General features: G+C 68.3%; 17 protein-coding genes. 6 read left to right on the forward strand and 11 right to left on the reverse strand.

Annotation, left to right across the window (positions count from 1 at the left end):
* The first annotated feature begins 9 nt into the window (after positions 1-9).
* From pncB to PKA16_RS04085, 4 genes are read left to right on the forward strand one after another with little or no spacing between them, the layout of a single operon-like run.
* Positions 10-1254 carry a nicotinate phosphoribosyltransferase gene (gene pncB / locus PKA16_RS04070; RefSeq protein ID WP_324400660.1) on the forward strand — a complete coding sequence of 415 codons (1245 nt, stop codon included), beginning with the start codon at positions 10-12 and terminating at the stop codon, positions 1252-1254.
* A 57-nt stretch (positions 1255-1311) separates the two neighbouring features.
* Complete coding sequence (locus PKA16_RS04075; protein WP_324400662.1) at positions 1312-2748, forward strand: sodium:proton antiporter; 1437 nt, start codon at positions 1312-1314, stop codon at positions 2746-2748.
* A 28-nt stretch (positions 2749-2776) separates the two neighbouring features.
* Positions 2777-3922: a beta-N-acetylhexosaminidase gene (gene nagZ / locus PKA16_RS04080; protein ID WP_324400664.1), complete on the forward strand. Its 1146-nt coding sequence runs from the start codon at positions 2777-2779 to the stop codon at positions 3920-3922.
* Between the two features lie 40 nt (positions 3923-3962).
* The gene (locus PKA16_RS04085; protein WP_324400665.1) at positions 3963-4373 is read left to right on the forward strand and encodes a hypothetical protein; all 411 of its coding nucleotides are present in this window, start codon (positions 3963-3965) and stop codon (positions 4371-4373) included.
* Between the two features lie 429 nt (positions 4374-4802).
* Here PKA16_RS04085 and lysS read toward each other — a convergent pair whose 3' ends face one another.
* Positions 4803-6353 carry a lysine--tRNA ligase gene (gene lysS / locus PKA16_RS04090; RefSeq protein ID WP_324400667.1) on the reverse strand — a complete coding sequence of 517 codons (1551 nt, stop codon included), beginning with the start codon at positions 6351-6353 and terminating at the stop codon, positions 4803-4805.
* A gap of 103 nt (positions 6354-6456) precedes the next feature.
* Positions 6457-7095 (reverse strand): LON peptidase substrate-binding domain-containing protein, encoded by a 639-nt coding sequence (locus PKA16_RS04095; RefSeq protein WP_324400670.1) that lies wholly within the window; start codon positions 7093-7095, stop codon positions 6457-6459.
* A gap of 119 nt (positions 7096-7214) precedes the next feature.
* Here PKA16_RS04095 and PKA16_RS04100 point away from each other — a divergent pair, with 119 nt between their 5' ends.
* Positions 7215-7784, forward strand: coding sequence for a YggT family protein (locus PKA16_RS04100; RefSeq protein WP_324400672.1), 570 nt, complete (start codon positions 7215-7217; stop codon positions 7782-7784).
* Between the two features lie 184 nt (positions 7785-7968).
* Here the strand turns inward: PKA16_RS04100 and accD are convergent, their stop codons facing one another.
* The 7 genes from accD to asd all read right to left on the reverse strand — a co-directional run bounded on the left by accD (position 7969) and on the right by asd (position 17088).
* Positions 7969-8841, reverse strand: a complete 873-nt coding sequence (gene accD / locus PKA16_RS04105) for an acetyl-CoA carboxylase, carboxyltransferase subunit beta (RefSeq protein WP_324400674.1) — start codon at positions 8839-8841, stop codon at positions 7969-7971.
* Between the two features lie 28 nt (positions 8842-8869).
* Complete coding sequence (trpA, locus tag PKA16_RS04110) at positions 8870-9679, reverse strand: tryptophan synthase subunit alpha (RefSeq protein ID WP_324400676.1); 810 nt, start codon at positions 9677-9679, stop codon at positions 8870-8872.
* On the reverse strand, positions 9676-10941 hold the full coding sequence (gene trpB / locus PKA16_RS04115; protein ID WP_324400678.1) for a tryptophan synthase subunit beta: 1266 nt from the start codon (positions 10939-10941) through the stop codon (positions 9676-9678). Before trpB ends, trpA begins: the two co-directional genes overlap by 4 nt.
* Complete coding sequence (locus tag PKA16_RS04120; protein WP_324400680.1) at positions 10938-11825, reverse strand: phosphoribosylanthranilate isomerase; 888 nt, start codon at positions 11823-11825, stop codon at positions 10938-10940. Before PKA16_RS04120 ends, trpB begins: the two co-directional genes overlap by 4 nt.
* On the reverse strand, positions 11822-12607 hold the full coding sequence (gene truA, locus PKA16_RS04125; RefSeq protein ID WP_324400682.1) for a tRNA pseudouridine(38-40) synthase TruA: 786 nt from the start codon (positions 12605-12607) through the stop codon (positions 11822-11824). The genes PKA16_RS04120 and truA overlap by 4 nt, the downstream gene beginning before the upstream one ends.
* 225 nt (positions 12608-12832) lie before the next feature.
* Positions 12833-15433, reverse strand: coding sequence for a FimV/HubP family polar landmark protein (locus tag PKA16_RS04130; protein ID WP_324400684.1), 2601 nt, complete (start codon positions 15431-15433; stop codon positions 12833-12835).
* A 524-nt stretch (positions 15434-15957) separates the two neighbouring features.
* Positions 15958-17088 carry an aspartate-semialdehyde dehydrogenase gene (gene asd, locus PKA16_RS04135; protein WP_324400685.1) on the reverse strand — a complete coding sequence of 377 codons (1131 nt, stop codon included), beginning with the start codon at positions 17086-17088 and terminating at the stop codon, positions 15958-15960.
* Between the two features lie 287 nt (positions 17089-17375).
* Between asd and PKA16_RS04140 the strand changes: the two genes are divergently transcribed.
* Positions 17376-17996 carry a TMEM175 family protein gene (locus PKA16_RS04140; RefSeq protein WP_324400687.1) on the forward strand — a complete coding sequence of 207 codons (621 nt, stop codon included), beginning with the start codon at positions 17376-17378 and terminating at the stop codon, positions 17994-17996.
* Positions 17997-18017: 21 nt separating this feature from the next.
* On the opposite strand, the gene leuB is transcribed toward PKA16_RS04140, so the two are convergent.
* Together leuB and PKA16_RS04150 are read right to left on the reverse strand one after the other, a co-directional pair.
* Complete coding sequence (gene leuB / locus PKA16_RS04145; protein ID WP_324400689.1) at positions 18018-19088, reverse strand: 3-isopropylmalate dehydrogenase; 1071 nt, start codon at positions 19086-19088, stop codon at positions 18018-18020.
* Positions 19089-19770: 682 nt separating this feature from the next.
* Complete coding sequence (locus PKA16_RS04150; RefSeq protein WP_324400691.1) at positions 19771-20553, reverse strand: hypothetical protein; 783 nt, start codon at positions 20551-20553, stop codon at positions 19771-19773.
* Positions 20554-20684: the final 131 nt, after the last annotated feature.

The raw sequence follows: 20684 nt of genomic DNA on the forward strand, positions 1-20684 counted from the left end.
AAACGCGCCATGATCATCGAGAGCCTGCTCGACACCGACCTGTACAAGTTCACCATGATGCAGGCCGTGCTGCATCAGTTCCCCGGTGCCCAGGTCGAGTACAAGTTCAAGTGCCGCACGCCCGGCGTGGCGCTTGCGCCCTACATCCACGAGATCCACGACGAGTTGCGGTCGCTGTGCAGCCTCGGTTTCTCCGAGGACGAGCTGGCCTACATGCGCGGCCTGCGCTTCATCAAGAGCGACTTCATCGACTTCCTGGGGCTGTTCCGGCTCAGCGAGCGCCACATCACCCTGACCCCGCTCGACACGGGCGAGATCGACATCCGGGTGCGTGGGCCGTGGTTGCACACCATCCTGTTCGAGATCCCGGTGCTGGCCATCATCAGCGAGGTCTACTTCCGCAACACCCAGCCGGGGCTGGACCTGGGCGAGGGGCGGCGGCGCCTGGCGGCCAAGATCGATCTGCTCAAGGCGCCGGACCTGGCCGAACTGCGGATCGCCGACTATGGCACGCGGCGGCGCTTCTCGCGCGCCTGGCAGCGCGAGGTGCTCGAGACCCTGCGGCAACGCCTGGGCAGCGGCGAACAGGGCGGTCAGCTCACCGGCACCAGCAATGTGCTGTTCGCCAAGGAGCTGGGCCTGCGCCCGATGGGCACGATGGCGCACGAGTACCTGCAGGCCTGCCAGGCGCTCGGGCCCCGGCTGCGCGACACCCAGGTGTTCGGCTTCGAGAAGTGGGCCCAGGAATATCGCGGCGACCTCGGCATCGCCCTCTCGGACGTGTATGGGATGAATGCCTTCCTGCGCGACTTCGACATGTACTTCTGCAAGCTGTTCGACGGTGCGCGCCACGATTCGGGCGACCCCTTCGTCTGGGGCGAACGCATGATCGAGCACTATCGGGCCAATCGCTGCGACCCGCGCACCAAGACGCTGATCTTCAGCGACGCGCTCACCGTGCCGCGCTGCATCGAGCTGTTCCGGCGCTTCCACGGTCGCATCCAGGTCGCCTTCGGCATCGGCACCAACCTGACCAACGACGTCGGGCCCGAGGCACTGCAGCTGGTGCTGAAGATGGTGCAGTGCAACGGGCAGCCGGTGGCCAAGATCTCCGACGCGCCGGGCAAGACGATGGTCGAGGACGAGGGCTACCTGGCCTACCTGCGCCAGGTGTTCGATCTGCCGGCGCCGCCGGAGCCCAGCAGCGGCCCCGTGCTGCGGCAACCGCCGGCGATGATCATGTCCAAGCCCTGATGCGGTGACGATCGCGCCCTGAGGAACGAACCGCAAACGAGAGGAAGAGCGAACGCCATGCCGCCAGCCACGAACAAGTTGCGCCGAGCGCGCGCGGGACGCACCGCCGCCGGGCTCCTCCTGCTGGCGCTGGCCACCCCGGCCAGCGCCGCCGAGTTCGATGGCAGCCAGCTCGCGTTCTGGTGGGCCGTGCCCTTCATCGGAATCCTGTTGTCGATTGCCGTCTGGCCGCTCGCGGGCCCGCGCTTCTGGCACCATCATTTCGGCAAGATCTCGGCGGCCTGGTCGCTCGCCTTCTTCATCCCGTTCGGCCTCATGTTCGGCCTGCGGATGGCGGGTGCCGGCCTGGTGCACGCGCTGCTGGCCGAATACATCCCCTTCATCCTGCTGCTGACGGCGCTGTTCACGGTATCGGGCGGCATCTACATCCGCGGCAACCTGAAAGGCACGCCGCTGCTCAATTGCGCGATCCTGCTGGTCGGTGGCGTGCTGGCCAGCTTCATGGGCACCACCGGCGCCTCCATGCTGCTGATCCGCCCGCTGATCCGCGCCAACGACGACCGGCGCTCGGCCGCCCACGTGGTGATCTTCTTCATCTTCATCGTCAGCAACATCGGCGGCTCGCTCACGCCGCTGGGCGATCCGCCGCTGTTCCTCGGCTTCCTCAAGGGCGTGCCGTTCTTCTGGACCGTGGCGCACCTGCTGCCGGACACCGTCTTCCTGATCGCCGTGCTGCTGGTGCTGTTCTTCCTGCTGGACAGCTATCTCTACCGCAAGGAGGGCGTGCGACCGGTCGACCCGACCCCCAGCGACGAGCGCTTTGGCTTCGATGGCGCGGCGAATTTCGCATTGCTGGGCGTGGTGGTCGGCCTGGTGCTGATGAGCGGGGTGTGGAATCCGGGCATCGTGTTCGACATCTATGGCACGCCAGTGGCCCTGCCGAGCCTGGTGCGCGACCTGGGCATGGTCGTGGTGACACTGGTCTCGCTGGCCATCACGCCCGGGGGCGTGCACGAGAGCAACCAGTTCAGCTGGGCGCCGATGCAGGAGGTGGGCATCCTGTTCGCCGGCATCTTCCTGACCATCATCCCGGTGATCGCCATGCTGCAGGCGGGCGTCGATGGTCCGTTCGGGGCGGTGGTGCGCGCGGTCACGCGTGCCGACGGCTCGCCCAACCCGGCGATGTATTTCTGGGTCACCGGCACGCTGTCGTCGGTGCTTGACAACGCGCCGACCTACCTGGTGTTCTTCAATACCGCGGGCGGCAACACCGCCGAGCTGATCGGACCGCTGGAGACCACGCTGGCGGCGATCAGCGCCGGCGCCGTCTTCATGGGCGCCATGACCTACATCGGCAACGCGCCCAACCTGATGGTCAAGGCGATCGCCGAGGACCAGGACGTCAAGATGCCCAGTTTCTTCGGCTACATGCTCTGGAGCTGCGGCATCCTGCTGCCGCTCTACGCGCTGCAGACCTGGCTGTTCTTCCGTTGAACCGAATCCGATCCGGGTCGAATTTTCCATGCGCATCGACCACGCTCCGCTGCTGATCGACCTGGCCGGGCCGACGCTGTCGGCGGCCGATCGCCGGCGCCTCGCGCACCCGCTGGTCGGCGGCGTCGTGCTGTTCGGGCGCAACTGGCAGAGCCGGGCCCAGTTGACCGCGCTGTGCGCCCAGGCCCGGCGGCTGCGGCCGGACCTGTTGATCTGTGTCGACCACGAAGGCGGGCGGGTGCAGCGCTTTCGCACCGACGGCTTCACGGCGCTGCCGCCGATGCGGCGCCTGGGCGAACTCTGGATGCGCGACGCCATGCGCGCGCAGGATGCGGCCACCGCCTGCGGCCACGTGCTGGGCGCCGAACTGCGTGCCTGCGGCGTCGACCTGACGCTGGCGCCCGTGCTGGACCTCGACTGGCAGGACGAGGCCGCTGCGCCGGCACCGGCGCGGGCTGTTCCTCGAAGGGGCGCGGCAAGTCCAGGGTGGCCCGGCACTTCGCGCTCCGGCGTCATCGGCGACCGCGCCTTCCATGCGGACGCACGCGTGGTCACGATGCTGGCCAAGAGCCTGATGCACGGCCTGCTGCAGGCCGGCATGGCCCACTGCGGCAAGCATTTCCCGGGCCACGGCTTCGCCGCCGCCGATTCGCACACCGATGTGCCGCGCGACCGGCGCACGCTGGCTGCCATCCTGCGCGACGACGCCGCTCCGTATGGCTGGCTGGCCACGGTGCTGCAGGCCGTGATGCCGGCGCACGTGATCTACACCCGGGTGGATCGCCGGCCCGCCGGATTTTCGCCGCGCTGGCTGCAGGCCGTCCTGCGCCAGCGGCTGGGCTTTGCCGGAGCCATCATCAGCGACGACCTGAGCATGGCAGGCGCGCGCAGCATCGAGGGGCGCACCGTGACGCCGCTCGAGGCGGTGCGGGCGGCGCTGGACGCCGGCTGCGACCAGGCGCTGCTGAGCTGCCAGGCGGCGGGAGAAGCCGGCGGTGCCGTGATCGACGAGGTCATCGACGGGCTGGCCCGGGCGCACGACGGTGGCCGCTGGCAGCCCCAGCCGGGCAGCGCCGGGCGGCGCCTGGCCTTGCTGGGACGTGGCGCGGCGCCGGATTGGGCGCTCCTGATGCGCGCGCCGGCGTATCGGCACGCGCTCGAACGCCTGCCGTGAACTTGGCGCCCGGATGCGGCTCCAACCGCCCATGAATCAAATGCCCTTCGGATACCTTACGCCACCTTCCGGCACGCCCGCCGGCGGTGGACTCGAACGCCTGCTGCGCCGCCTCGCCGGCTGGGCGGCGTGGGCCATGCTCGCGCTGCTCGGCCTGGTGTTCCTCGCCAGCCTGCTGATCTGGCTGGTGGTGATGGTGGTGTTCAGCCTGGTGTCCAGCCTGGTCACCGGCCGGCCGGCCACCGTGACCCTGCTCTGGCAGCGTTACCGCGACCTGGCGCGCCGGCGCTGGCCCCAGCACCCCGGCGGTGCGCCCGAGTCCAGCACGCCGCGCGCCGACGCGGCCCAGGCGACTGGCGCGTCCATGGACACCGGCGTGTCGGATGTGCGCTGGCGCGACGTCCCGCGGGAACGGGGCGGGGCGGACGATTCGTCGCGGCCCTCCTCGTGAGCCCCCTGACCCCAGAAACGGCCGTTGACCGCTTGCGACCTTCTCCAAACCCGCATGGCCATGGACGTTGGCAGCTTCTTTCCCGCTCACCACACTTCGGTGAGCACGCTACACGCCCGCCAGCACCACTCTCGGCGCGCCATGCGTCGTTGATCGTCCTTGCAGGCACGAGCCTGCCGCGTCCTCTCGCCTCGCCTGCCATGCCGATAGCGGCACTGGCGAACGCGTCCAACTGCCGTTTCCAGGCTGAATTGATGGGTTGGCGCGCTTGATTGGCAGGCGCGGGAGTCTCGCTTCGCGCTGGATCGCGGGGCAGGATGGATGGGGTCTCTGGGGGCGATGTGGTCGAGGCCGGGACATGCGCCCGATCTCCGCGCTCAGATACCAGATATCCCGCAACGATCGGCGACAAGCGGTCGCCAATGTCGCTCAGGTCTCCTTGCGCAAGGCCGGAAACAGGATCACGTCGCGGATGCTCGGGCTGTCGGTGAGCAGCATCATCAGCCGGTCGATGCCGACTCCGCAGCCGCCGGTCGGCGGCATGCCGTATTCGAGCGCGCGGATGAAGTCGGCGTCGTAGAACATCGCCTCCTCGTCGCCCGCGTCCTTGGCACTGGCCTGGGCGGCGAAGCGGGCGGCCTGGTCCTCCGCGTCGTTCAGCTCGGAAAAGCCGTTGGCCATCTCGCGGCCGGTGATGTAGAGCTCGAAGCGCTCGGTGACCTCGGGGCGCGCGTCGTTGGCGCGCGCCAGCGGGCTGATCTCGGTCGGGTGCTCCATGATGAAGGTCGGCTGCCACAGGTGTTGCTCGACCGCCTCCTCGAAGTACATCACCTGCAGGCTGGCCAGGCTGCGCTGGCCGAGCTTGTCGCGGGCCTCGCTCAGGCCCAGCTTCTTCAGCCGTGCGATCAACGCGGCGGGATCGTCCACGCCGGCGCCGATGTCGGTGTGGGCGGCGATCGCCTCGCGAATGGTCAGGCGCGCGAAGGGTCGCTCCAGGTCCACCGGCTTGCCCTGGTAGGCGAGCTGCAGCGTGCCGGTGGCACTGCGGGCGGTGTCGCGAATCAGCGCTTCGGTGAAGTCCATCAGGTCCTGGTAGTTCCAATACGCCGCGTAGAACTCCATCATCGTGAATTCAGGGTTGTGGCGCACGCTGATGCCTTCGTTGCGAAAGCTGCGGTTGATCTCGAACACGCGTTCGAAGCCGCCGACGATCAGGCGCTTCAGGTACAGCTCGGGCGCGATGCGCAGGTACATGTCCTGGTCGAGCGCGTTGTGGTGGGTGACGAAGGGCTTGGCGTTGGCGCCGCCGGGGATCGGGTGCAGCATCGGCGTCTCGACCTCCATGAAGCCGTGCCCGGCCATGAAGTCGCGCATCGTCCCGAGCGTGCGGCTGCGCAGCGCAAAGCGCGCCCGCGTCGTCTCGTCCATGATCAGGTCGACGTAGCGCTGGCGGTACTTGAGTTCCTGGTCCTGCACGCCATGGAACTTGTCGGGCAGCGGGCGCAGGCTCTTGGTGAGCAGGCGGATGCGGCGGGCCTGGATCGACAGTTCGCCGGTGGGCGTCTTGAACAGGTGGCCCTCGACCGCCACGATGTCGCCCAGGTCCCAGTGCCGGAAGGCCGCGTAATCGGCTTCGCCGACGTCGGCGCGCGTCACGTAGATCTGGATGCGGCCGGTGGCATCCTGCAGGGTGGCGAAGCTGGCCTTGCCCATCACCCGCTTGAGCATCATGCGGCCGGCCACGCTCACCTCGACCGGTCGGCCGGCCGCCAGCTCGGCCTCGAAGGTCGCGCCGTCGGTTGCGCCGTGCGCCTGGAGCAGCGCGGCAGCGCGGTGCGCGGGCTTGAAGTCGTTCGGAAAGGCGATGCGGCCGGTTGCGGCCTGTCCCTCGCGCAAGGCCCTGAGCTTCTCGCGTCGCTCGGCAATCAGCTTGTTCTCGTCGGGGTCCGCGATTGCGGAAGGGGCGGTGGGCTGGGTCATGGCGTGGACAAACCGGCGCTGTGCCGGGGCGCGCCTGCATGCAGGCAAACCTGAGATTCTAGGCGGAGCCGGCATGGCCAGCCCGGCGCGCCGCGGGGCCGCCTCATCCGGCGTCGCCGTCGATGCCGGCGCGCTCCAGCAGGTCGCTCACCAGTTCCAGCCGCAGCAGCGGGCTGTCCAGGCCCAGAAGGCGCTGCTTGAGGGCGAGCGGCAGCGGCAGCAGTTCGCACCAGCGATTGGCCACCCAGCCGCAATCCTCGAAGTGTTCGCTGCCGGCCGTGGGGACGGGCAGGGTGGACGGTCCGCGCCGCAAGCCGGCGTGGACGCGGCGCAGCGCCTGGGCCGTGTGCTCCAGGTCGCTGGGCACGGGCAGGGCCGGCTCGGGAGGCAACACCGTGACGTCGGCGATCCACAGCCCGTGGCGCAGGCGCTCGCTGTGGTCGATGCGGAAGCGCTCGGTGCCTCGGCACTCGATCAGCAGCAATCCCGGCTGGACCTGTTCCAGCGCGTCGATGTGCGCGAGGGTGCCGATCGACTCGAGGTGCTCGAGCGGAGCACCGGGATGGCGCACTTCCTGCCCCTGGCGCAAGGCGACGACACCGAACGGTGCTCCCGTGCGCTGGCACTTGCCGACCAGGTCCAGGTAGCGCACCTCGAACACGCGCAGCGGCAGTCGGCCACCGGGGAACAACACCGTGCCGAGCGGGAACAGGGGCAGCGAGTGGAGCGTGCGGTCGGTCATGGCGCGGCGTCCCGCCGGCGCCGGGCGCAGCGCGTCGGCGGAGCGTGACGCTATCATCGCACGCGTGTCTGGATTCGGCTCGGCGCTGCGGCGAGCTGCAGCGCCGAGGAGCTCAACCCATGCTTTATGAAATCCTGACCTTCCTGGTCGAGGTCGCTGTCACCCTGGTCGGCGGCGCCTGCCTGCTGCGCCTCTACATGCGCTGGCGCCGCATGTCGCTGGCCAACCCGGTCGGCCGCCTGGTGCTGGCCTTCACCGACTGGCTGGTGCGTCCCCTGCAGCGCGTGCTGCCCGCACGCGGCAGCTTCGACCTGGCCAGCCTGCTGGCGGCCTGGCTGCTCAAGCTGCTGCAGTATGCGCTGCTGATGCTGATGCTCGGGCTGCCCGGCTGGGGCCTGTTGCCGGTGCTCGGGGTGCTCGGCGTGGCACGGCTGGCGGTGTCGGTGGCCAGCGCCATCATCATCATCGCTGCCGTGCTGTCCTGGACCGGGCAGCGCACGCTGATCACCGACGTGCTGCAGAGCCTGGCCGAGCCGATGCTGGCGCCGCTGCGCCGGCTGCTGCCGCTGGTCGGCGGCATTGACCTGTCGCCCCTGCTGGCGCTGGTGCTGCTGCAGGTGGCCGGCATCGCGGTCGGCTCGCTGCAGGCCCAGCTGCTGGGCAGCACCGTCGTGCTGGGCACCGGCTGAGAGCCTGGGAAAAAAACGCCTGGCACCCGCCCTGGCCGCCAAGACGCGCCCGCTCGTCGTTGCAGATGCTCGCCGCAGCGCGGGCCATGGCTGCGCCTTGCGTCTGGATCGGACGCGTCTTGACAACCCTTTCGGGCGCCATCGATTCATTCACGGGACCTGAGGCCGGCGCGGCCGTGCCGCGCTATTGCACCGCGTCGGCGGGCTGGCGCTGCAGCATGGCGAGGATGGCGGCGATGCGCTCGCGCAACTGGCGCCGGTCGCAGATGAAGTCGACCGCACCCTTGTCCTGGAGGAATTCGGCGCGCTGGAAGCCCTCGGGCAGCTTCACGCGCACCGTGTTCTCGATCACGCGCGGACCGGCGAAGCCGATCAGCGCCTTGGGCTCGGCGATCACGACGTCGCTGACAAAGGCGAAGCCGGCCGAGACGCCGCCCATCGTGGGGTCGGTCAGCACGCTGATGTAGGGCAGGCCCTTCTTGGCCAGGCGCGTCAGCGCCGCGTTGGTCTTGGCCATCTGCATCAGGCTGAACAGGCCTTCCTGCATGCGCGCGCCGCCGGTGGCGGTGAAGCAGATGAAGGGCACCTTCTGCTCGATCGCGGTGTGCACGCCGCGCGCGAAGCGCTCGCCCACCACCGAGCCCATCGAGCCGCCCATGAAGTCGAATTCGAAGGCGGCCGCCACCACGCTGATCGAGCGCACGGCGCCGCCCATGACGACCAGGGCGTCGGTCTCGCCGGTGTTCTCCATCGCCTCCTTGATGCGCTCGGGATACTTGCGGCTGTCCTTGAACTTGAGCGCGTCCACCGGCACCACTTCCTGCCCGATCTCGTAGCGACCCTCGGCGTCGAGGAAGCCGTTCAGGCGTTCGCGCGCGCCGATGCGGTGGTGGTGGTCGCAGTGCGGGCAGACATTCTGGTTGTGCTCCAGGTCGGTCTTGTAGAGCACGGTCTCGCACTGGGGGCACTTGATCCACAGGCCCTCGGGCATCTGACGGCGCTCGGCGGCGTCGGTCGGTTGGATCTTGGGCGGCAGCAGCTTTTCCAGCCAGCTCATCGGATGAACTCCTCGTTTGATAGCGCGATTATGCGTCCAGCGCCGCGCGGATCGGACGCAGGAAGTCGATCGCCGCGGCCACCACGCGCTCGTGCGGCTGCGTCTCGATCTGCTGGATCAGGCGGCTGCCGATCACCACGGCGTCGGCGACGCGGCCGATGGCGGCCGCCGTGCGCGCGTCGCGGATGCCGAAGCCGACGCCGACCGGAATGTGGACGTGCTGGCGGATGCGCGGCAGCATGGCCTCGACCTCGCCCAGGTCCAGCGCACCCGAACCGGTGACGCCGCGCAGCGAGACGTAGTAGACGTAGCCGCTGGCCACGCGCGCCACCTCCTGCATGCGCTGCTCGGTCGAGGTCGGCGCCAGCAGGAAGATCAGGTCCAGCCCGGCAGCCTGCAGGCTGGCCGAGAACTCGGTGCATTCCTCGGGCGGGTAGTCCACCACCAGCACGCCGTCCACGCCGGCGTCGGCCGCATCGCGCACGAAGGCGCCGGAACCGTGCGCGAGGTCGTAGCGCTCGATCGGATTGGCATAGCCCATCAGCACCACCGGCGTCGCCGCATCCCGCGCCCGGAAGGTTCGGACCATGGCCAGCACCTGGGCCAGGCCGATGCCCAGCGCCAGCGCGCGCTCGCCGGCCTTCTGGATCACCGGGCCGTCGGCGCTGGGGTCGGAGAACGGCACGCCCAGCTCGATGATGTCGACGCCCGCCTGCACCATGCCGTGCATCAGGGCGGGCGTGATGTCGGCGTAGGGAAAGCCGGCCGTGACATAGGGGATCAGTGCCTTGCGGCCCTGGGCCTGCAGCGCGGCGAGGGTGGCCTGGATGCGGCTCATGCGCGTGCTCCCTTGACGACGTGGCCCCGCATCGACGGACGGTCGAAGAAGTCGGCGCCTTCCAGGTCGGCGACGGTGCCGATGTCCTTGTCGCCGCGGCCCGACAGGCACACCAGGATCGACTGTTCGGGTCGCATGGTGGGCGCCAGATGCATGGCGTAGGCCATGGCGTGGCTGGATTCCAGCGCTGGAATGATGCCCTCGGTGCGGCACAGGTGATGGAACGCGGCCAGCGCCTCGGTGTCGGTCGCGCCCACGTATTCGGCGCGCCCCGTGTCCTTGAGCCAGGCGTGCTCGGGCCCGACGCCGGGATAGTCCAGGCCGGCCGAGATGCTGTGGGTTTCGGTGATCTGGCCGTTCTCGTCCTGCAGGATGTAGGTGCGGTTGCCATGCAGCACGCCCGGGCTGCCGCGCTGCAGGCTGGCCGAGTGGCGGCCGCTGTCCAGCCCCTGGCCGGCGGCCTCGACCCCGATCAGGCGCGTCCTCTCGTGCGGGATGTAGGGGTGGAAGATGCCCATCGCGTTGCTGCCGCCGCCGACGCAGGCGATGACCGCATCCGGCTGGCCGGCGGCCAGGTTCAGCTCCGCCAGCAGCGCCGGCATCTGCGCCAGGCACTCCTGGCCGATCACGCTCTGGAAGTCGCGCACCATCATGGGGTAGGGGTGGGGACCGGCCACGGTGCCGATGATGTAGAAGGTGTCATCGACGTTGGCGACCCAGTCGCGCATGGCTTCGTTGAGCGCGTCCTTGAGCGTGCGGCTGCCGCTTTCCACCGGCACCACGGTGGCGCCCAGCAGCTTCATGCGGTAGACATTGGGGCTCTGGCGCCGGACGTCCTCGGCACCCATGTAGACCACGCATTCCAGGCCGTAGCGCGCGCAGATCGTGGCCGTCGCTACGCCGTGCTGACCGGCGCCGGTCTCGGCGATGATGCGCCGCTTGCCCATGCGCCGCGCCAGCATGGCCTGGCCGATCACGTTGTTGATCTTGTGCGCGCCGGTGTGGTTGAGATCCTCGCGCTTGAGGAAGATCTGCGCGCCGCCGAGCTCGCGGCTGGTGCGCGCGGCGTGGTAGATGGGCGATGGGCGGCCCACGTAGTGCGCCAGTTCATAGCGGAATTCGGCCTGGAACTCGGCATCGTGCTGGTAGCGCCCGTAGGCTTCCTTCAGCTCGGTGATGGCGTAGGTCAGCGTCTCGCTGACGAAGCTGCCGCCGTAGCGGCCGAAATGCCCGCGCGCATCGGGCTGGTGGTATTCGTTCATGGGTTCGGGTGTCTCGCAAGGAGCGCGTCGACCGCGCGCACGGCGGCGACGAACTCGTGAATCCTGTTGGCGTCCTTGATGCCCTGGGTGGGCCGGCCATCGGCTCCGATGGCTTCGACGCCGGATGAAACGTCAACCGCGAGCGACCACCCGCGGCCCTGCAACTCGCACAGGCCGGCGCTCACGTTTGCAGGTGTGAGTCCACCAGACAAGACGAGGTGAGCAGGAACGCTTGGTGGCAGCCGTGACCAATCGAATGTCCTTCCACCGCCGCCGAAACCCTCCACATGGGCGTCGAGCACGATGGCACTGGCGGTGCAAAAGTCGCGTGCGAATTCTAGCAAGTCGAAGCCGCCGTCGGCCGGTGTCGGTATTCGCGCAGCGCGCCAGTAGGGGCGTCCGCAGCGGCGTGCCACGGCGCTGCAATCGGCGGCGCCCTCGTCGCCGTGGAACTGCAGCACCGCGCCCGGCAGCAATGCGCAGTCCTGCGCGATCTCGTCGGCGTCGGCGTTCACGTACAGCAGCACCGGCGTCACCATCGGCGGCAGGCGGCTTGCCAGCCGCGCCGCCTGTGCGGCCGTCACGTAGCGTCCACTGGGCGGGTAGCGCACGAAGCCGATGGCGTCGACGCCGGCGGCCACCGCCGCGTCCACGTCCGATTCGCGCGTCAGGCCACAGATCTTGATGCGCGTGCGCGCAGCCGTCACCCCGCCGCTGGGCCGTCCCAAGGCGGGGTGGGCCCCCTCGGGGGGCAGCGCACCATGCGCAGCAGGAAGCGTGGGGGCCGTCACCCCGCCGCTGGGCCGTCCCAAGGCGGGGTGGGCCCCCTCGGGGGGCAGCGCACCATGCGCAGCAGGAAGCGTGGGGGCCTGTACCTTCCTCATGGCAGCCAATCATAGGCCGCCGTGCGCTCGGGCAACCCCCATTCGGGTGCGTAGACCGGACCGAGAAAGTACAAGCCGTCCGGGGCGAAGGTGGGTGCCGCCGCGTCCCGGTGGCGCGCCTGCAGCACCTCGCGCAGCCAGTCGGGGCGCTGCAGGCCCTGGCCGACCTGCACCAGGCAGCCCATGAGGTTGCGGATCATGTGGTGCAGGAAGGCATTGGCCTCGAAGTCAAAGCGCCAGTAGGCGCCGCACTGGCGGATCGTGACGGGAGCCAGGGTCTTGACCGGCGTCAGGGCCTGGCACGAACTGGCGCGAAACGAGCTGAAGTCGTGCTCGCCCGTCAGGTGGCGCGCGGCGGCGCGCATGGCGTCGCCATCCAGCGGCCGGAAGCTCCAGCCGACGCGTCCGGACTCCAGGCTGGGACGCACCGGCGATTCGAGCAGCAGATAGGCGTAGCGCCGCGCGCGCGCACTGGCACGGGCGTGGAAGGCCGGCGGCACCGTTTGCGCCCACTGCACCGCAATGTCCGGCGGCAGGAAGCGGTTGGTGCCGCGCACCCAGGAAAAGGCGGCGCGCTCCAGCGTCGTGTCGAAATGCACCACCTGCATCAGGGCATGGACGCCGGCGTCGGTGCGGCCGGCGCACAGGGTCGGCACGCGCTGGGTGGTGAACTGGGCGAGGGCGTGCTCCAGCCGGTCCTGCACGGTCTGCCGGCTGGGCTGGCTCTGCCAGCCCTGGTATGCCGTGCCACGGTAGCTCAGGCCCAGTGCGATGCGCGCCATGTCGCTATTCTGAGGGTGCCGCGGGCCGGCCGCAGCCGCCACCGCCGCTTCGCGTTCGAGAAGGCGGCGAGCGACGCCGGCTCACGACGGCACGCGTGACGACTGGCGCGTCATCGAAGCGCAGCGCGGCCATCGGTCATGCCCCACGCGAACGCGCGCCCGCATCCCATCCAGAGACGCCGGCGCCACGGAGGGCGCCGGACGGTCGAACGTGAAGCCGCTGGCTCAGAGTTCGGCCAGGAAGCGCTCGGCCTTGATCTTGAGCGCCCCGCTGGCCTCGGCCACCACTTCCTGCGCCAGGCTGCGCGCGCCCTCGACGTCGCCGATGCTGCGGAACTCCTGGGCCAGCGAAAGCTTGGTCGACAGCGGGTCGTCGTCGGCGTCCTCGGGTTGCTCGGTGTGGATGTCCGACCCCGAGCGCGAGTCCGGATCGACGGCGAGGGCGCTCATGTCGAAGTCGATCATGCCCGAATCGCCCACTTCGATGTCGCCCAGCGCGGCAGGCGCAGACGCCGGAGCCGGCGATTGCGTCGGCGGCGTGAAGTCCATGCCCAGGTCCAGGTCGACCGGGTCGTTGCTCAGTGCTGCGGATGCGGCGCTCATGCCGGCTGCCGTCGCGGCTGCCAGTGGCACCGTACTGGCCGTGTCCGCCGAACTGGTGTCCGGCAGGGGGGGCAGGGGTGCCTCCCCGGTCTCGGCGGTGCCTGCCAGATCCAGGTCGAGCGGCGCGCGGCCGGTGCTTTCCGGCTCCTTGCTCAACACCACCGTCGCGGTCTGCGGTTCGGTGTCGGCGCCGAACTGGCGTCCCTCGGGGGCCGGGCCGGTCTTGGGCCGCGGCTTGCCGCCCGGCTGGTACATCGGGTTGTTGGCGTCCAGTTCGGCGCCCAGGCTGGCGATGGCCTGCCACTCGGGGCCTTCACCCTGGGTCACCTCGTAGGCCTCGGTGGCGATGGCATCCAGCGCGCGCATGTCGCGCCGCTTGGCGTAGATTTCGGCCAGCTTGCGGTGCAGCGAGAGCCGGCGCGGATGCACCAGCAGGGCTTCCTTGAGGATCTCCTCGGCCTGCATGTCGCGCCCATAGGCGAGGTAGACATCGGCCTCGGCGACCGGATCGACGTCGCCGGCGGCATCGAGCTGGCTGGGCGAATACGACATCGACGACGCGCCGGTGCGGCTGATGCCTTCCTGCGTGTTGACGCGCTGGCCGCCGCTGGCGCCAAAGAACGAATCGGGCTGCATGCGGCTTTCGATGAACTCGCTGTCCATCGAGGCTTCCTGCTTCTTGCGCTGGCGCGAGCGGTAGAAGCCCAGACCCGCCAGCAGGGCGATCAGGGCTGCGCCGCCTACCGGCAGGAGCGGGTTTTCCATCAGATCGTCCAGGAACGATGGCGTGGCCGCCGGTGCGGGTGCGGGCGCAGGAGCCGCCTGAGCCGGTGCCGGCGCGGGCTTTTCTTCCTCGGCCGGGGCCGCGGGCTCGGCCACGGCACTTTCGCTGGCCGGGGCGCCATCGGTCGGTGCGGCCGCGCCGTCGCTCGCGGGCTGCACGTCGGTGGTGCTGGCGCTATCGGTGGTCGCGGCGGCGGGATCGGTGGTCGGGGCCGCGCTGCTTGCTGACGTGTCGTCCGCCGCGCTCGTTGGGGTGCTGCTGGCCGCTGCGTCGGCCGCGGCGCTGGCCTCGGCCGGCGGCGTCGGCGCGGTTTCGGCGGCGGGCGTGCTGCCGGCCACCGGCACCTCCAGGCCACTGCCGGTGGGCACACTGCCGGTTGTCGCAGCGGCGGGACTGCTCGCTGCCGACGACTGCAGGCGCTCCAGTTCGCTCAGGTTCTTGCTCAGCTCGGCGACGCGATCGGCCTGCTCCTGGGCCTGGCGCGACAGCGCGGCTTCGGATTCCGTGCCTGCGGCCCCGCCGCCTGCCTTGGACACCGTGAGCCGGTCCGCCGGGGCGGGTGCGGCCTGGGTTTCCTTGACCTCGGCCTGCACGCTGCCGGTAGCGCTGCGGCCGGCCGCGGCGGTGCTGGCTTCGGCGGCGGGCGCGGCACGCGCCAGGCCGCTGCGATAGGTCTGGAAGTCGCGGCTTTGTGCCAGCACCAGGCGGCGCGCGTCAGCGCGCGAGACGGCCTGAGCCTGCTCGGCGGTGGGCAGCTGGACCACGGCACCGGCCTTCACCAGGTTGATGTTGCCCCGGATGAAGGCCTGCGGGTTCGCCTGCAGCAGCGCGATCAGCATCTGGTCGAGCGAGGCGCCCGCGACCGCGTGGCGCCGCAGGAGGCCGGAGGCGGTATCGCCGCGCTGCACGGTCACCTGGTCGCCGCCCGGGGCGGGTGCCGTCACCGGGGCCGGCATGGAAGCCGCGCGCCGGCGCGCGGCCGGACGGCTGGCGGGTGCCGGCGTGATCTGTTCGGCCGTGGCCGGCTGCGCCTGCGGTGCCGCGGCCTGGGCCGGCGTCGCCACCACGGCTGCCGCGGGCGCATGCTGTGGCGGATCGATCAGCATGGTGTAGTCGCGCACGATCTTGCCGGTCGCCCAGCTGGCCTCGATCACCAGGCCCAGGAAGGGTTCGTTGACCGGTCGGTCGCCCACCACGCGCAGGTAGGCCTGGCCGTCCGCGCGCCAGTGCAAGGTGACGCGCGCGCCCGCCAGCGCGGCGTTGTAGTCGACCCCGGCGGCGCGGAAGCTCTCGGGCGAGCCGACCGTGGCCTGCAGGCTGGATGCTTCTTCCGAGGAAATCTGCGGAATCACGATCTCGGCGCGCAGCGGCTCGCCCAGCGCGGAGCGCACCGTGACGGCACCCAGGGCCAGCGCCTGCGCACTCAGATGGGTACCCATCAAGGCGATCACCGCCGCCGAAGCCAGCAGGGCCTGCTTCAGCGCGGGTCGGCGGGCCGTTCCCAGGGGTCCAGTCGATCCGTCACGGATCAGGGCAGTCGTTTTCGGCATAGAAGGTCGGGCAGGGCGGATTCCTGCCGATGCAAAGGTCTGGATCGACGTTAGCAGCAAGCGGTTGGACTGACAAGCTGAGACACCGTATACCTAAGCTAACAAGTTCACAGTTCGCCAATCCGCGTCACGGATGTTGCCCCTTGACAACGGAAGCGGGCGCTCCACCAACGAGCCCGGGCGAAGCGGATGAAGCCGACGTGGCCGCGAGGGCCGGCAAAACCCGCGCGGTCAAGCCTGAGCGCCGTGGCCCCAGGGGCCACCTGGGTGCCGCGGGGCGGCACGAAGAGCAAGACCGGTTTCCGGCTCATCCGCACCCCGCAGCCGCGACTCGGGCCGCGGCGAGCGTGTGCGGCGCGGAGCAGGCGGATCCTGGCGGTCCGGGCGGGCATGCGGGCTGCGCTCGAACCCGCTCAGGCCTCCAGCAGAATGCGCAGCATGCGGCGCAGGGGCTCGGCGGCCCCCCACAGCAACTGGTCGCCGACGGTGAAGGCCCCCACGTATTCCGGGCCCATGGCCAGCTTGCGGATACGACCGACCGGGATATCCATGGTGCCGGTGACGGCCACCGGAGTCAGCTCGCGCATCGTGGCCTCGCGCGTGTTCGGCACCACCTTGACCCAGTCGTTGTCGGCCGCGATCAGGGCCTCGATGTCGGCCACCGGCACGTCCTTCTTCAGCTTGAAGGTCAGCGCCTGACTGTGGCAGCGCATCGCCCCCACGCGCACGCAGAAGCCGTCGACCGGAATGGCTGGCTGGCCCGTGCCCTGGCCGAGCCCCATGATCTTGTTGGTTTCGGCCATGCCCTTCCATTCCTCGCGCGACATGCCATCGCCCAGGTCCTTGTCGATCCAGGGGATCAGGCTGCCGCCCAGCGGCACGCCGAAGTTGGCGGTCTCGCTGGCCGACAGCGCGCGCTGGCGACCGATCACCTTGCGGTCGATCTCCAGGATGGCGCTCTTCGGGTCGTCCAGCATGTTGCGCACCTCGGCGTTGAGCGTGCCGTACTGCTGCAGCAGTTCGCGCATGTGCTGGGCGCCGCCGCCCGAGGCGGCCTGGTAGGTCTGGGTGTTCATCCACTCGACCAGGCCCGCCTTGTAGAGCGCCCCCACCCCCATCAGCATGCAGCTGACGGTGCAGTTGCCACCGATCCAGTTGTTGCCGCCCTTCGCCAGTGCGTCCTGGATCACCGGCAGGTTGACCGGATCGAGGATGATGACGGCGTCGTCGTTCATGCGCAGCGCCGAGGCCGCGTCGATCCAGTGGCCGCTCCAGCCGGCGGCGCGCAGCATGGGGTACACCTCATTGGTGTAGTCGCCGCCCTGGCAGGTGATGATGATGTCGCACTGCTTCAGCGCCTCGACGTCGTGGGCGTCCTTCAGGGTGCACTCGTTCTTCGCCATCTCGGGCGCGCTGCCGCCGGCGTTCGAGGTCGAGAAGAAGATCGGCTCGATCAGGTCGAAGTCGCGCTCTTCCTTCATGCGGTCCATCAGCACCGAGCCGACCATGCCGCGCCAGCCGACCAAACCCACTACCTTGCTCATTTTTCAGCCCTTTTCTGGTCCATTTGAGAAATGTCCGCGCCGGACTGGTCCACTGGCTCGTCTGGCCAGGAAGGGCGCACGACGAGCCAGGCTGGATCAGCCGGTCGTCTTCTTGGTGATGACTGCGCGCACGGCCACGCCAGCCAGGGTGGCGGCGCTGTTCCGGGAACACGGGCGGGCGGCAGACATGCCTGCAATTGTAGCGGAGCCGGCCGATCTGGACAGGGCGCTGGCTGCATCCGACGCTCTCGCTTACATTTCGCGTGGAGCATTCACCACATCCGCAGATGGCCGCAGCGTCCCCCATCAGCAAGGCGCGCCTCGAAGCGCTGTCGGACGGCGTCTACGCCGTGGTGCTGACGCTGCTGGTGCTCGAACTCAGATTGCCGCCGCTGCCGGCATCCTCCGGCAGCGCGCTGGATGCCGCCCTGCTGGCGCTGCTGCCCAAGGCCCTGGTCTGGATGCTGAGCTTCTGGGTGGCGGCGCTGTTCTGGCTGGCGCAGGGCCGCGTGTTGCGCCAGAGCGGCGAGCCGGATCGCATCGCCCTGCTGATCGAGCTGGGCCACCTGGCGCTGGTCACGCTGCTGCCGTTTTCCAGCGCCGTGATCGGCGAGCACGGCGACCAGGTCGGCGCGGCGCTGCTCTACAGTCTGCACCTGGCCCTGCTGGCCGCGCTGTCGCAGCTGCGCGTGACGCGGCTGCTGCGCCACCCGGAACTGCACGCCGAGGCTTTCGACACCCCCGGCATTCGTGTCCAGGCGCGGCGCGGCTGGATCGTGCTCGTGTGCGCGCTGGCGGCGGTCGCGCTTGCCTTCGTGATCCCGGGCTGGAACATGCTGGCCATGCTGGGTGCGCTGCTGCACCCACCCCGGCCGCGCGGGTCCAGCACCGCTTCGCACCGGCACTGAGCCCGCCGCTGCGCCCGGCGATCAGCCCAGCGCCTGCACCACCGCGTCGCCCATGGCGCGCGTGCCGACGCGGGTCGTGCCCTCGCTCGCGATGTCGGGCGTGCGCAGGCCCTGCGCCAGCACGGCCTTGACGGCGGCCTCGATGCGGTCCGCGGCCTCGCCCTGGTCGAGCGAGTAGCGCAGCATCATCGCCGCCGACAGGATGGTGGCCAGCGGGTTCGCCAGGTCCTTGCCCGCGATGTCGGGCGCGCTGCCGTGGCTGGGCTCGTACAGGCCCTGCCTGCGGTCGTTCAGGCTGGCCGAGGGCAGCATGCCGATCGAGCCCGTCAGCATCGCGGCCTCGTCGCTCAGGATGTCGCCGAACATGTTGCCCGTGACGATGACGTCGAAGGCCTTGGGCGCGCGCACCAGCTGCATGGCGGCGTTGTCGACGTACATGTGCTCCAGCGCCACGTCCGGGTAGTCCTTGTGCACCTCGACCACCACGTCCTTCCAGAACTGGAAGGTCTCCAGCACGTTGGCCTTGTCCACGCTGGTCACCTTCTTGCCGCGCTGGCGCGCCGCATCGAAGGCCACGCGCGCGATGCGCTCGATCTCGGGTCGCGAGTAGCGCATGGTGTCGAAGGCTTCCTCGGCACCGGGGAAGTGCCCGTCCACCGCCGTGCGGCGCCCGCGCGGCTGGCCGAAGTAGATGTCGCCCGTCAGTTCGCGAATGATCAGGATGTCCAGCCCCGCCACCAGCTCCGGCTTCAGGCTGGAGGCGTGCGTGAGCTGCTCGTAGCAGATCGCGGGCCGGAAGTTGGCGAACAGCCCCAGGTGCTTGCGCAGCCCCAGGATCGCCTGCTCCGGCCGCAGCGCGCGCTCCAGCGTGTCGTACTGCCAGTCGCCGACGGCGCCGAACAGGATCGCGTCGGCCGCCTGGGCCAGCGCCAGCGTCGCCTCCGGCAGCGGATGGCCGCTGGCCGCGTAGGCGGCGCCGCCGACGGGTGCCGTTTCCATCTCGAACTTCAGGTCCAGGGCGTTCAGGACCTTGACCGCTTCGGCGGTGATTTCCGGGCCGATGCCGTCGCCAGGGAGGATTGCGATTTTCATGATTTTTAATATTTGACTGTTGATTATCTGAGCGTGATTGGTCAATGTTAACGTCGTATTTGTCCTCGATCCTACATTGACTATGGTGCTATCCAAGACGGACGCAGCACATTATTCAATTGGCTTATCAAAATAAGAAATTACCGTATGGCCTAAATTTTTTAAATTCTCTGAATTAAACAAATAGTCCGTAAAATATATTCTCATTCGTATTGACATAGAGATTATTTTTCTTGGTGCTGTTTCAATATCAGGAGAAAGAGATAAAAAACCAATCCGATAAAAAAGCCAAAGAAAATTGATATTGGGAAATCAAAACGCCAAGGATTCTTGCTGTAAAACCATATTTCCCATTCGGTTGGTATTGTTAGACCGCAAATTATGGGATGTTTATTTAAATAGGATCCACAATCAAACAATCCGTAGATTATCCAGTTGTTAAAAATTGTCGTTATTATATCATAAATGAATGCGGCGCATATACCAATTATCATAGATGATGATGTGATTATCCCCTTCGTCAATTTTATTTCTCTTATAGCAATTAATATTTTCATGATCGCATATTTTGTTGACATATAGGGATGGTCTGCGCAATGCGGATTGAGTTGTGTTGATGCTATCTGATCGAGTAGGGCGCATACCGTGGCGGGTCCGGTTGGCCGATTGGTTAGGCATCGCCTCATCGAGCGACTAGTGTTGACACGTACAACTCCGCCCACTTCAAGGCTTCAAAAACGAGGGGGCGGAGGATTGGCTTTGAACCGTGTACATCGCCCATCTTCGACCTGAGAGTCTGCATGATGTAGGCCCCTTGGTTCATGGCTCCCTCATAGTTCTTCCGGAACGGAACGATCTCTTCTTCTGGCCAACCAAGGTCTCGAAGCTGCGCCTCAAGTGATGGCATGACCCCGCGAGCGGCACTGGCCTTCTTGCACCGCTCTTGGAATGACGCTTGCGCTGGATCCCCGAGGCCTTCCTCAAGATAGACAGCAGCGGTGGCCGAGTCGACGGCTCCGCACGCTGCTGAGATTGCGCCGGTGAGGTCGCCGTCTCGAAATCGCGTTGCAGCCTTCCGTAGGTCATTGTGGCTGACGGGCGGAGCCTCCTCAATGTCGCCAGGATCAAATACCTGCAACGGCGCGAGAGTCCCTTCGGCGTAAGACCACCCCAGTCGAGCAAGTAGTTCAGCGAGCCGATCCGCTAAGCGCGGACAACGCCGGAGCACCTCCTCGATTGTGAGTACGACAAAGCGGCTCTTGGCGCCCTCGTCCATTCTGCCGACGACCCCATCGACGGCAGTCATCAACTGACCCTTCGTCGCACCCTTGTCGGACTTCTGGTCGAGGTGAGCCAAGGCCGCAAGATCCACTCCGGCAAGGCCTACCATTTCCTTGATGTCGGAAAATGTGAACTCTTGGAGGCACGCACGCACCGGCGGCCATGAATGGGCGAGGGAGGGCATAGTGGGTGTTCTCCGGTGCCGAACGTGTGAGTTCAGGGGTGCGCCGCCGGTAGGCGAAACGTCCTTTGCGACGATGGGCTAGGGAAACCCTGAACAACCCACCTTTTCAGTCCACCGAGGCGTAAAGTTGT

It is taken from the genome of Ottowia sp. (assembly GCF_035325765.1).
GTDB lineage: Bacteria > Pseudomonadota > Gammaproteobacteria > Burkholderiales > Burkholderiaceae_C > Ottowia.